This window comes from Candidatus Nitronauta litoralis, assembly GCA_015698285.1.
Lineage (GTDB): Bacteria > Nitrospinota > Nitrospinia > Nitrospinales > Nitrospinaceae > Nitronauta > Nitronauta litoralis.
On sequence record CP048685.1, the window covers coordinates 2,526,469 to 2,538,666 of the forward strand.

12 protein-coding genes are annotated in these 12,198 nt (G+C 46.2%); all 12 read left to right on the forward strand.

Translation table 11 applies throughout. The features are described from left to right. Positions 1-97: 97 nt before the first annotated feature. Entirely contained in the window at positions 98-3,106 is a 3,009-nt protein-coding gene (locus G3M70_11475) for a DUF2309 domain-containing protein (GenBank protein QPJ62457.1), read from the forward strand. A 137-nt stretch (positions 3,107-3,243) separates the two neighbouring features. Further along, the gene (locus G3M70_11480) at positions 3,244-3,750 is read left to right on the forward strand and encodes a Na+/H+ antiporter subunit E (GenBank protein ID QPJ62458.1); all 507 of its coding nucleotides are present in this window, start codon (positions 3,244-3,246) and stop codon (positions 3,748-3,750) included. Beyond that, complete coding sequence (locus G3M70_11485) at positions 3,747-4,013, forward strand: pH regulation protein F (protein ID QPJ62459.1); 267 nt, start codon at positions 3,747-3,749, stop codon at positions 4,011-4,013. Before G3M70_11480 ends, G3M70_11485 begins: the two co-directional genes overlap by 4 nt. 1 nt (position 4,014) lies before the next feature. Further along, on the forward strand, positions 4,015-4,314 hold the full coding sequence (locus tag G3M70_11490) for a cation:proton antiporter (protein QPJ62460.1): 300 nt from the start codon (positions 4,015-4,017) through the stop codon (positions 4,312-4,314). After that, positions 4,311-4,838, forward strand: a complete 528-nt coding sequence (locus G3M70_11495; GenBank protein QPJ62461.1) for a DUF4040 domain-containing protein — start codon at positions 4,311-4,313, stop codon at positions 4,836-4,838. The genes G3M70_11490 and G3M70_11495 overlap by 4 nt, the downstream gene beginning before the upstream one ends. Then, positions 4,838-5,290 (forward strand): cation:proton antiporter, encoded by a 453-nt coding sequence (locus tag G3M70_11500; GenBank protein QPJ62462.1) that lies wholly within the window; start codon positions 4,838-4,840, stop codon positions 5,288-5,290. Before G3M70_11495 ends, G3M70_11500 begins: the two co-directional genes overlap by 1 nt. After that, positions 5,283-5,660, forward strand: a complete 378-nt coding sequence (locus G3M70_11505; GenBank protein ID QPJ62463.1) for a cation:proton antiporter subunit C — start codon at positions 5,283-5,285, stop codon at positions 5,658-5,660. The genes G3M70_11500 and G3M70_11505 overlap by 8 nt, the downstream gene beginning before the upstream one ends. Continuing rightward, positions 5,657-7,126: a hydrogenase 4 subunit B gene (locus G3M70_11510; GenBank protein QPJ62464.1), complete on the forward strand. Its 1,470-nt coding sequence runs from the start codon at positions 5,657-5,659 to the stop codon at positions 7,124-7,126. Before G3M70_11505 ends, G3M70_11510 begins: the two co-directional genes overlap by 4 nt. An 8-nt stretch (positions 7,127-7,134) precedes the next feature. Then, positions 7,135-9,234 (forward strand): NADH-quinone oxidoreductase subunit L, encoded by a 2,100-nt coding sequence (locus G3M70_11515; GenBank protein QPJ62465.1) that lies wholly within the window; start codon positions 7,135-7,137, stop codon positions 9,232-9,234. Between the two features lie 124 nt (positions 9,235-9,358). Beyond that, positions 9,359-10,867, forward strand: coding sequence for an NADH-quinone oxidoreductase subunit M (locus G3M70_11520; protein ID QPJ62466.1), 1,509 nt, complete (start codon positions 9,359-9,361; stop codon positions 10,865-10,867). A gap of 55 nt (positions 10,868-10,922) precedes the next feature. After that, positions 10,923-11,261, forward strand: a complete 339-nt coding sequence (locus tag G3M70_11525) for a hypothetical protein (protein QPJ62467.1) — start codon at positions 10,923-10,925, stop codon at positions 11,259-11,261. A gap of 30 nt (positions 11,262-11,291) precedes the next feature. Next, positions 11,292-12,086 (forward strand): zinc-dependent peptidase, encoded by a 795-nt coding sequence (locus G3M70_11530; GenBank protein QPJ62468.1) that lies wholly within the window; start codon positions 11,292-11,294, stop codon positions 12,084-12,086. Positions 12,087-12,198: the final 112 nt, after the last annotated feature.

Below are 12,198 nucleotides of genomic sequence, written 5' to 3' on the forward strand. Positions count from 1 at the left end.
TGGCTCAAGCCGACCGTGTGGTTAACCATTTTATTGAAGATGTGGAGAGGCGACCGGCTTTTCTTTGTTTCTGAGAGAAGAATAGGTCGCTCTATTTATGAAGACGATTTCAGTGAAGCCGCTCGCACCGGAAGACCGTGATCAGGTTCGACAAACTGTATTAAACGCCAGTGAGCCCATTGCACCGTTTTGGCCCATGCGAACTATGGTTGCGCAGAATCCGATTCATGGATTGGAATATCTGCCGTTTGATGAGGCTGTTAGAAAAGGTAAAGATCTCCTTGGAGGAAATGGATATCTTGCAAATGAGGAATACCGTCAGTTCTATCAAAAGGGCCGTATCACAAAAGAAAGTTTTGAACGGGCTTTTTCCCGGGTTGGGCCTCAACAAGACAAACAAATTTCTATTGATGTTGGAAATCGAAAAATTACTCCCAAAGATGTCTGGCGATTGCATATTCTTTTTGGCTTCGAAGAATTACCCCTGCCCCTCCTGGAGTGGGAGTTTAGTGGTGGCGGAGCTTTACAGCAGTTCCGGCAGGACCTCCCACAGGAATCCCTGAAAAAAATAATTGATCGAACCATCAACGAGTTCCAACAGTATCGGGATCATCCAAAATGGGCTTACCTGACCCATTTGTGGAAAAATGTGGTGGCCGCCCTGGGTAAACCAGGTTTTATAACTTCTTCCGCAAAATCAAAAGGCTCACAAAAGGCTGCGATTATTTCTCTGCCGCTTCAGCGGACTCTCAGTGATTGGATTGATGAATTAACTGAGGGTGGGTTGGTTGAACAAGTCAATGATCAGCTCATTAAATGGTTGACTGCGTTTCTTGACGAAGGTTTGGCCGGCTGGAAAATGCCAGGCCGGGAAGAGGGTTTTTATCAGGCCTGGAGGGATCTGGCAGAGAAAGACTTTTCGGGACAGCTGCTTGGGATAACAGGTTTTTCCCAAAAAGTTCATAACCTTCCCTCAACACCAGAAGATGCCATCCATTCCAGTTTGCAACAACTCGAAATTCCCCGGGAACAATGGAAAGATTATCTTTCGCGGCAACTGTCATTGTTGCCAGGCTGGACGCGATACATTAGATGGCTTGGGGAACATCCTGCATACCATGCTCAACAAAAACATCCTATTGATGCAACACAATATCTGGCCGTGCGTCTGTTTTACGAGGTGGAGTTGGCGAAGGTTAAGTGCCAACAGGAATGGGGAATTGACGCAACGGTTCCCAGCCTGACAACCTATTGGAACGACCGATCTGAAGAATACGGTCAACGAATTGGGCATGTTAGGTTGTCTGGAGACCCAATCAAACAGATAAAGTGTAAACATGCCTGGCGATTATTCCATTTGGCACAGTTTCTTGAGTTGTCTCCGAAAGAAGTCTCAGAGCTTTCGCCTGACGATGCGCAGGTTCTACTGGAATGGCTGGATCAGTTTCCTGCTGATCAACATGGGCGGGTTTGGATTGAAGCGTACGAAGATTCTTTTCGAGATAATGTACTGAGAAAAATTTCCGAACATCGCGGAATGGCGCCAGAAAAGGAAACTCGTCCCAATGCACAACTGGTTTTTTGTATCGATGTGAGGTCTGAATCATTTCGTCGTCATATTGAGGCTCAAGGTCCTTATGAGACTTTTGGATTTGCCGGGTTTTTTGGCGTTCCCATTAACCATCAGCCTTTTGATAGTGCCCAACGCTCCTTATTATGCCCGGTGTTGTTGACCCCTGGCCATGCCGTGAGGGAAACCCCCCGGTCGGGAGAAGGAGCGGCGTTAGGGAAATATTCTTCAGGAACCCGCTGGAGCCAAATGGGGCATCATCTTTTTCACGACATGAAGCATCACCCTATTGGATCGATGATGGTGATTGATGTATTGGGGTTTTTCTTCAGTCTGGGATTGGTGGGCAAAACTTTATTCCAAAAAACTTTTCGTTCCATGATCTCTATTGTTCGGAGAGGGCTGACCTGTAAGGTTCCAACCCGGGTTTCGATTGCCAAACCTGCCGATCCGGAAAACCCTGGAATTGGAGAGGTGAATGGGGAAGAGATCCCTGATGGGCTTTCTCTTGGGTTTTCTCTTTCGGAAAGAGCGACATTTATCGAAAACGGTTTGCGTGCTATGGGGCTCACCAAAAACTTTGCGCGGTTGGTATGCCTCTGCGGACATGGGAGTGAGACAGATAACAACCCTTATTATGGTGCATTGGATTGCGGAGCTTGTGGTGGAAAACCGGGCGATGCCAATGCGCGGGTTTTTGCTGCGATGGCAAATGAACCCGAAGTTCGTAGCATTCTGAAGGAAAATGGATTGCCGATTCCCGATGACACCTGGTTTCTTCCAGGAAAACACAACACGACTACTGATCGGGTTGAATTTTATGATCTGGAGGAATTGCCGGAATCGCATAAGGAAGATTTGCAGGCGTTGAATAAGGATCTCGAACAAGCGGGTGCAGAGCAGGCCCTGGAACGGTGCCATCGTATTCCCGGTGCTCCAGCCGATATTTCTTCAGAGCAGGCTTTTGCTCATGTAGATGAACGCAGTTGTGATTGGGCGAATACCCGGCCAGAATGGGGGTTGGCGGGCAATGGAGCATTCCTGATTGCCAGACGAAGACTGACTAAAGGAATGGATCTGGGGGGCAGGGTTTTTCTGCACTCTTATGATCCTATTGCGGACCCGGAAGGGGCAATCCTCGAAAAAATCATGACCGCGCCATTAATTGTCGGCGAGTGGATTAATACCGGTTATTATTTCTCTGCAGTCGATCCATGGGCGTATGGAAGTGGGAGCAAGGTATTGCACAATGTCGTTGGTGGTGTTGGTATGATGCTGGGAACCCAAAGTGATTTGCAAATGGGGTTTCCCCTGCAAACTGTCAACAACGGGGACATTCACTATCATGAACCCATGCGTCTGCTGGCTGTTATTGAGCATACCCCCAGTGTTATTTCATCGATCATTCAAAAACACACGATCCTTCAGCAGTTGTTTCATAATCAATGGCTTAATCTTGTGGCCCTTGATCCTCATAAGTTTGAATTTCATCGGTATAATCCGAACGCAACATGGGAAATACTTCATGCTCCGTGAGCTGGTTTTTGATTGAGGATGAGGGTGCCGGGTTTTTAAAGGAATGCAGAAGTTTTATAAAAAATATCCGGTTGGTTTTCTTAGGTAAACACCAATAACACTGATACTCTGCCGTTAAACTCGTATCGGGCAATTTCATGGTAAATCGATCCAGGCCAATATCATCTGAGTTCCTGTTTTTTAAAGCAATGACCCTGTTCGTATTTTGGATTTTATTATCTGCCAGCTTTGAATGGGTTCATCTTGCTTTGGGGCTTTTCTTTTCCTTTGTTGTGGCATGGCTTAACTCTGGACACTCACCTTTTGTTCCAAAGTTTCGTTTGTGGCTTAGAATTTTCCTTTATGTTCCCTGGCTTTTTTATAAAATCGTCCAGAGCAGTGTTCATTTATCCAAGCTTATTTTGCATCCAGAACTCCCTATTTCTCCTCATTTGATTTCTGTGGAATCAAAACTGAATCACCACGCAGCGGTTGTTCTTCTTGGAAATTCCATAACGTTAACCCCGGGAACGATTACAGCCGAGGTCGATCGTAATAAGTTGATTGTTCACGCGATGGATAAGGTCTTAGGTGAAGACGTGGTGAATAAGGAGATTGAATTAAAAATCGCCGACATTTTTAAGGATGAAAAGCCTGATTTATGACAGCTTTCCTTTTCTTCGTTTTAGTGTTGCTGGCTTTCCTTATTGGTGCGTATTTGTACCGCGTCCTGCAGGGGCCTACAATTTTTGATCGCGTGTTGGGACTAAATGGTATTTCCACCAAGGCGATAATTTTGCTTATTGTCATTGGCGTTTATTTTGAACGGGAAGATATGTTTATTGATATTTCGACTGGATATGCTCTGCTAAATTTGGTTGGAGCACTTGCGGTGGCGAAATATCTGGAACAAAAGGGGCTCCCATAACATGGATACGCTTTCCGTAATATTCTTATCAGTGGGGTTGTTTTTTCTGGTTGTGGCTGCGATTGGCGTGATTCGATTGCCTGATGTTTTCAGTCGTGCCCATGCCGTATCACTGACAGACTCTTTGGGAGCCTTTTTGATGTTAGCTGGAATCGCCATGCACGAAGGATTGGATAAAAATACGTTAAAAATTCTAGTGGTGTTGGCCTTGCTCTATATTCAAAACCCGGTCATCGCACATGCCACGGTTCGCGCAGCCCTCCGGTCTGGTCTGAAACCCTGGAAAAAGGAGACCCCTTGATTTTTTCATTTGAAATTCTTTTGCTTCTTTTGCTGCTTGTTACCGCCGCAGGAGCAATCATGGTCAAGGATTTGATGAGTTCCGTCCTGCTCCTGGGATCTTATAGCTTTTTCCTTGCGTTGGTATGGGCATGGTTCGGGGCTGTTGATGTCGCCTTTGTGGAAGCAGTTGTAGGGGCTGGGTTGGGAACAGTTCTCTTCCTGTTAACCTTATTCGGCACCGCTCCCAAAGACACTCGGCTTAGACGTCCTCCTCCCACTTTGTCGACGTTAATTGTTTTCCCTTTATTGGGAGTTCTTTTGCTCTATGCCGCAAATGACCTTCCTGGATTTGGGGACCCGAATTCTCCTGCGAGTGTCCATATCTCGCCGACTTATCTGGAGCGGAGCTATCAGGATACCCACACCCCGAATGTTGTGACTTCGGTGCTGATGGACTACCGATCGCTTGATACGATGGTCGAAACCGTGGTGATTTTTACTGCGGGTATTGCGTGTGCTTTATTGCTCAGGAGGCATGTTTAATGATACGTCCACACGACAGCATTATCGTACAGACGTTAGGACGGTTCCTCGTTCCTGTCGTCCAGATATTTGGCTTGTATGTTCTGTTTTTTGGGCAATACGGACCAGGGGGAGGATTTGTGGGCGGGGTAATTCTGGGTACTGGGATGATCTTGTCGGTTTTGATATTTGGTCACGATGCTTCCCGGAGTCAAATTGCAAAAAAGATTTTACATGGTGATGGGGTCGGGATGCTGATCTATGCGGGAGTAGGCGGCCTGTGTATGATTGGAGGTGGAGAGTTTCTGAATTATGCGAATCTGGAAATTCCAGGGCTTGAAGAGGCTTCCAGAAGGTCTTTGGGGATCGTGCTCACGCAAGTTGGTGTGGCCGTGGATGTAGCGGTAACAGCCGTTTCCATTGTGTTCAGCTTGTCTGCTGAAGAGATTATGGAGGATTCCATAAATGGCTGATGCAATTCTCGCAGTTTTCCAGCGACCCAATTTTCTGGTTTTCGTCATCATATTTCTTTGGGGTTTTTATATCATGGTCACCCGATACAATCTCGTGAAGAAACTCATCGGGATGTATCTGGTGCAAACCAGCGTGATATTTTTTCTGGTATCTATTAGTGCGAAGAGGGGCGCTACGGTTCCTGTGCTCGTGTCAACCACTGAACCGGTGCAAGCCGCCAGTTACGCGAATCCGTTGCCTCATGTATTAACGCTGACAGCCATTGTGGTCGGTGTAGCGACTACAGGAGTGGGGTTAGCCTTGTGCGCGGCGATCTATAGAAGATATGGAAGCCTTGACGAACAAAAAATCCTCGAAAAACTAGAATGATTCACCAACTTCCCGTAGTCCTGTTCCTCCTCCCATTGTTTGCCGCTATCTCCATGCCGGTGGTTTGTCTGAAACACCGACATTGGAGTCAGCCAATTTCCATGGCAATTCTTTCTGCAATGGTGCTGGTCTCGATCTTAAATCTGTTATACGTCATTGAACATGGGGAGATGAGGTATGTGTTTGGCGGGTGGGCTGCGCCCTTTGGCATTGAATGGGTGGCTGATGGATTAGCAAGTGTGATCATGGTGGTATTGAGTGCCCTGGGCTTGTTGGGGGTGGTGTTTACGGTATCAACAGTCCCGAAGGATCTGGGTGGACGAATCGTCCACTATTATACGTTGGTGCTGCTATTGATTTCAGCCATGACGGGTATTGTGTTTGCCGGGGACTTATTCAATCTGTTCGTGTTTTTAGAGGTTGCTGCTATTTCGAGTTACGCTCTTATTGGTTTAGCAGGAGGAAGAGCCCTGTTTGCAGCTTTTCGATATCTTGTTTTGGGGACTCTGGGTGCCTCCCTTTATCTTTTAGGGGTGAGTTATCTTTATGCGGTGAGTGGCACACTGAATATGTCGGATTTGGCTGTCATAATTCCCTCCTTACTCAGTTCTAAAGCTTTGGTGGGTGGACTGCTTTTTATGTTTATTGGTCTGGGAATCAAAATGGCCCTGGTTCCATTCCATTCATGGATGCCGGAAGCCTACTCCTATGCACCCGAGTCCGTTTCTCCAATTCTGGCTTCACTCGTCACTAAAGTAGCGCTTTTGGCGTGGATCAGGGTGATTTACTGGGTCTTTAACGCTTCAATTGTTATTTATAATATTCCGATTTTGTTATTGGTAGAAGTTCTTGGCGCATTGGCGGCGATCATAGGGGCGAGTCTGGCTCTGGCTCAGAAGGATATTAAAATGATGTTTGCCTATGGAGGGATTTCCCACATCGGCATTATTCTTATTGGAATCGGCCAGGGCAACGCAACGGGTTTTGCGGGAGGTATTTTTTATTTACTGAATGATGCTGTTATGCAGGCTGCCTTGTTCTTTTTAGCAGGCGTGGCGTTTTGTCAATATGGGGTCAGAACTGTTGAAGACATTGGCCGTGTTGGGAAGCACGCTCCGTGGCTTACGGGATCGTTAATTGTTGTGGCTATGGGCATGATTGGCCTGCCTCCGACAGGTGGGTTTTTTGGAAAGTGGTACATCATTCTTGGGGCGTTGGATGCGGGCAATTATGTTTCGGTAGCTGCGGTTTTACTCTCTACGCTCTTGACACTTGCTTATTTCGTTAAACTGTTCGAGGGAATTTTCCGAAAAACCTCAACTCCATCAGACATTCCATCGAGTGAAATTCCCTTTTCCTTTAAACTGACCCTGGGTATCACATCTGCGGCAGTTGTGATTCTTGGATTATTGAGCGCTCCCATTGTTGAGCTCTTGCTGAGCCGGACTCTGCCACCAGGTCTCTAAGGGAAATCATGGCCATTTTCATCCTCATTCCTTTGCTTCCGCTCCTCGCTTCCATACTTCTTTTTACTGGTGGGCGACGCTGGGGTGAGAACGGTCACCGGATCGGGATTCCTGCAATCGGCCTTTCCTTTGCGCTATCCGTGGCCGCTTTTGTTGAGGTGTTGGGAAATGGTCCATTTTCTGTTTCTCTTTATCGTCTCTTTCAATCGGGCTCATTAACCATAGACATTTCGTTGTACGTCGACCAACTGACGGTTCTGCTTTTGCTCCTTGTCACAGGCGTCAGTGGAGTGGTGCATGTTTACTCTTCTCGTTACATGATAGGAGAGCCTCGCTACAATCGATTTTTCGCCGTCATAGCCCTGTTTACTTTTTCAATGATTTTGCTGGTCATGAGCGGTAACCTCCTGATGTTGTTGATCAGTTGGGAAGTCATGGGGATCTGTTCCTATTTGTTAATCTCTCATGCAGCCGAGCGGCCATCAGCAGGGAAGGCGGCCACCAAAGCTTTTCTGGTCAACGCTGTTGCAGATATCGGACTGAGCTTCGGCATCATACTTACCTTTTTTACCTTCGGCACACTCGATATCCAGACTATTCTGGCTCAGGCAGAGGGTATGCAGGACCATACCATCAATATCCTGGGATGGATGGGAATGGAGCTCTTTATCCATCCCGTCACCGTCATTCCCTTTTTCCTCTTTATGGGGGCTATGGGAAAATCAGCACAAATGCCATTTCATGTATGGTTGCCCTTCGCGATGGAAGCCCCGACTCCGGTTTCGGCACTCATTCATGCAGCCACTATGGTGAATGCAGGTCCCTTTTTGCTGGTGCGACTGAGTCCGTTGTTTGTCCTTTCTCCCTGCGCCATGACGTTTATTTTTATTGTCGGAGCTGCAACCGCAGTATTTGCCGGGATAGTTTCGCTGACTCAGTCGGACATCAAAAAGATTTTGGCCTATTCGACAATCAGTCAAATTGGATTCATGGTCATGGCATGTGGTTTAGGCGCGTTTGCAGTGGCAATTTTCCATCTTCTTGCACATGGATGTTACAAAGCCTTCTTTTTTCTATCCACCGGCAATTCGTTGAGGTCAGTGGAGCAGGATCTTGAACACGCTGACCATGAACATCACAATTCCGATGGCATGGGGGTTTTATATGGCGGGGCCTTGTTGCTGGCGCTGCTCCCTCCATTTGTGTTGTTCTCTGGGTCCTATGAAAATTTGTGGAAAGTCACAGGATTTGCTTCTGCTTCTCTCGGATTCAAAGTCATTGGCCTGATCACGGTATTTGTGGCGTCCCAGTATTTATTTAAGGGAGTGACATCGATTTTTGCTCACGGTCCAAAAACGTATTGGCCGGCTTCCGGTGAATATGGCCAGGAGGCCCAATTTGCCAGGCCGAAGCTTTTTAATAGCTCCATATTAACTGGTCTGGTTCTGGCATTGGTTCTGGTGGGTGGGTTAATGACTCTGTTTTGGAATTGGTTCGCAAACTTTCTTGCTCCGGTTTTTATTTTTCAAAAAGTCTTGTTGGGTGCCGGTGAAGTTGAACAGGGAGTTTCAGTATGGCTTGTGGTTTCCCTTGGTGTCGCTGCAGTTGGGTGGGCCTATGCTTACCTGAATCAGAACCGTTCTCAACATCAGCTTTCCAGATCCATTTGGAAAAGCAATCGTTTTTATGTTCTTTTTTGGAATAAGGGTTATTTTGATGAAATCTATGATGTATATCTGATAAAACCAACCATTCGATTTGCACACTGGATGTGGCAGAGGATTGACATAAAGGTAATAGATCGGTTCATTCATTCTATAGCTAACTATTCAGTGAATTTTGCCAGATGGCTGTGGCGAATAATGGATGTCAGCATTATTGACCGGTTCATTCATTTTATTGCGTCTTATTCTGTAAAGTTTGCCGGGCGGTTGTGGCGGATTGTGGATATTCGCTGGTTGGAGAAAAATGTGGGTGAAATGGCGGAGCAGGTAAATGATGCGGGACAAATTCTGCAAGAGATGGAATCCCGCACCATTCAACATCAACTACTAGTAATGATTTTCTGGTTGGTGGCAATGACCGGCCTCCTGTATTTCCTGGTTTAGGAGGTTTGCGGTTTGTATTGCTATAATTACGAATGGGTCTGATTGTAAAACGCCAAATGTCATTTTTTCCTGCGCCGTTGAGTCGTCGGGAATTTGCTTCATTTTGAGGTAGGGGGTATTTTTAATGGCTATGTTGATGGATCATCTGATTAGTTGGATGATTGCTGTTCCTTTTTTAGGAATCGTCATTCTGGCTTTTGTGCGTAAAGTTGAATCGATTCGAAGAATAGCTTTTATCATCACCTTGGTGGAGTTTTTTCTTTCGCTGATTCTCTGGGGAGGATTTGACCCCACCCAGCATGAAATGCAGTTCGTGGAACGCGTGATGTGGATGTCCACGTTCAATATTCAGTATGCAGTTGGTGTTGACGGCATCAGCATACTTCTGGTGCTTCTCACCGCTTTTCTTTGCCCGCTTTGCATTCTTTGTTCCTGGACCGGAATCACAACACGGGTAAGAGCCTACCTGTCGTTAATCCTGCTGGTTGAAGGCGCGATGATCGTGGTCTTCACTGCCCTCGACCTTTTCCTGTTTTTCATGCTTTGGGAAGTCACGATGATTCCCATGTATTTCATGATCATTCTATGGGGAGGTCCCAATCGTATTGCCGCCGGGCTTAAATTTGTGTTGTACAGCCTGACAGGAAGCCTGCTCCTGCTGGTGGGAATATTGGGTATTTATCTCAACGGTGGGCATACCTACGACCTGTTGGTGTTGTCTGAACAAACTTATTCTTCCAGCACTCAATTCTGGTTATTCCTGGCATTCTTCCTGGCCTTTGCCATAAAAATGCCAATGGTTCCTTTTCATACCTGGCTGCCGGACGCTCACTCTGAAGCCCCTACCGCTGGCAGTGTGATTCTGGCCGGGGTGTTATTGAAAATGGGAGGATACGGGTTCCTGCGGTTTTGTCTGCCGATGTTTCCGGAGGCTTCAGCGAATTTTGCTCCTTTTATTTTATGGTTGTCTGTCATTGCGATTATCTATGGCGGGTATCTCGCGCTGGCGCAATCGGATTTGAAAAAACTCGTAGCCTATTCCTCGGTCTCTCACATGGGGTTTGTTACCCTCGGGATTTTTGTATTCAATAGCCAGGGTATTCAGGGAGCAGTATTGCAAATGTTTAATCATGGGATCACAACTGCCGCCTTGTTTATTGCTGTGGGACAATTATACGACCGCACTCACAGTCGTGCGATATCGGACTACGGTGGTTTGCATAAGCCCATGCCAAGGTTTGTGGCGTTTTTCTTTTTGTTTTCCGTCGCCGCCTTTGGGTTGCCGGGCACCTGTAATTTTATTGGTGAGTTTTTAGTTCTGGTAGGAACATCCTATGTCAGTTTTGCCATGGTGCTTATTTCCATGGGCGGTATTCTATTGGCGGCCTCTTATATGTTGTGGATGCTCCAGAGGCTGGTGTTGGGAGAGCCAAAAACCGAAGCCGCTAAAGTTCTCCCGGATTTGTCGAACCGGGAACTGGCTACCCTGATTCCATTAGCCATTATGATATTGGGAATTGGTTTGTACCCAGGTCCTTTAATGGAGGCGATGGACACGAGTGTGCTTCAACTCATTGAAGAAACTACTGGATCCCAGTTAGATGAGGTGACTCAGCTTCCGGTTGTGAAGTAAAAACTTTTCTTTATGTTCGAGTAAGCCCTTCTCCAAGGATTTTATTGAGCATATTTTGGTATTTTATGACAAAGATGGTTTTGCACTAACAAAGAGCCAATTTGCGTCCATTTGTAAAGCCATGCAGGTGGTCGATGAAAACACATTCCTTTTTTCAATCACGGAGGGTTCTGATCCATCATACAAAATGATCCTGGAAAATTGTGGTTTTCCCATTGGCGATGATTTGTATAAAGAATATTTAGGCCTTAAAAATTATGCTTTGGAAAATGCTTTGTTTTCTACCAATTTATTTCTTTTGATGGTTGTTTCAGTTACGGAGGACGTGGCGATTACAATAAAACGATCCCTTGCATTGTCTGTTTTAAATACCCAAAGTATTTTGAGATCCTGACGATATTTAGTTTAATTAAGGTTGGTTTTTATGTGGCAATGGCTTCGCAATACTCAGCGAAAAAAAATACTGTCTGCTTCTTTTCCAGAAGAGTGGGAGAGGTGTATTCAAAGTAACATCCAAAACTACCATCACCTCAATGCTGAAGAAAAACAGCGCCTACGGAACCTTGTTCAGGTCTTTATTGCTGAAAAGGATTGGGTGGGATGCAATGGCCTGGAAATGACCGATGAGATTCGCGTGATTATCGCGGCCCATGCCTGCTTGTTGATCCTGGCGTTGCCAAATGACTATTACCGAAAAGTGGAATCTATATATGTTTATCCAACAACCGTTCTTTCTCCCGAAAATTCCATAGGATTTTTCGAAGTTCGTACGACACCTGTATCCGGTCCGATGCCAATTCTGGGGGAAGCCCATCGACGCGGTCCGGTGATTCTCGTCTGGGATGCAGTGAAAAGGGAAACCCGCCATCCGGAACACGGCCATAATGTTGTTTATCACGAATTCGCTCATAAACTGGATATGCTCGATGACAGTGCTGACGGTACTCCACCCCTGGCAACTCCTGAGGAATATCAGCGATGGGTTGAAGTCTGTTCCAAAGAATATCTGAAGTTATGTGACCAGGTGGAACAGGGCAGGCCTACTTTCCTGGACAGTTATGCGGCAACCAATGAAGCGGAGTTTTTCGCGGTGGCGACCGAATATTTTTTCAGTAAGCCTGAAACCATGAAAGACCATCATCCAATACTTTATCAGGTGTTACAGGGTTTTTATCGGCAGGATCCAGCAAATAGAGCCGTTGCCCACCGACTTTTTTAGAATAGAATGAGCATTCGCTATCCTGCCCTTGTTGTTAGCCAAAAAAGACTTGACGAAAATCCACCAGGTCTTTTTTACCATTTATTAATTTCACAATTGCAAACTATCTAAC

Excerpts from the sequence above, each read along its gene's own strand:
- G3M70_11520 (QPJ62466.1), top strand. The coding sequence starts at position 9,359 with ATGGCTATGTTGATGGATCATCTGATTAGTTGGATGATTGCTGTTCCT.
- G3M70_11490 (QPJ62460.1), top strand. The coding sequence starts at position 4,015 with ATGGATACGCTTTCCGTAATATTCTTATCAGTGGGGTTGTTTTTTCTG.
- G3M70_11475 (QPJ62457.1), top strand. The coding sequence starts at position 98 with ATGAAGACGATTTCAGTGAAGCCGCTCGCACCGGAAGACCGTGATCAG.
- G3M70_11530 (QPJ62468.1), top strand. The coding sequence starts at position 11,292 with ATGTGGCAATGGCTTCGCAATACTCAGCGAAAAAAAATACTGTCTGCT.
- G3M70_11510 (QPJ62464.1), top strand. The coding sequence starts at position 5,657 with ATGATTCACCAACTTCCCGTAGTCCTGTTCCTCCTCCCATTGTTTGCC.
- G3M70_11480 (QPJ62458.1), top strand. The coding sequence starts at position 3,244 with ATGGTAAATCGATCCAGGCCAATATCATCTGAGTTCCTGTTTTTTAAA.
- G3M70_11505 (QPJ62463.1), top strand. The coding sequence starts at position 5,283 with ATGGCTGATGCAATTCTCGCAGTTTTCCAGCGACCCAATTTTCTGGTT.
- G3M70_11485 (QPJ62459.1), top strand. The coding sequence starts at position 3,747 with ATGACAGCTTTCCTTTTCTTCGTTTTAGTGTTGCTGGCTTTCCTTATT.
- G3M70_11500 (QPJ62462.1), top strand. The coding sequence starts at position 4,838 with ATGATACGTCCACACGACAGCATTATCGTACAGACGTTAGGACGGTTC.
- G3M70_11515 (QPJ62465.1), top strand. The coding sequence starts at position 7,135 with ATGGCCATTTTCATCCTCATTCCTTTGCTTCCGCTCCTCGCTTCCATA.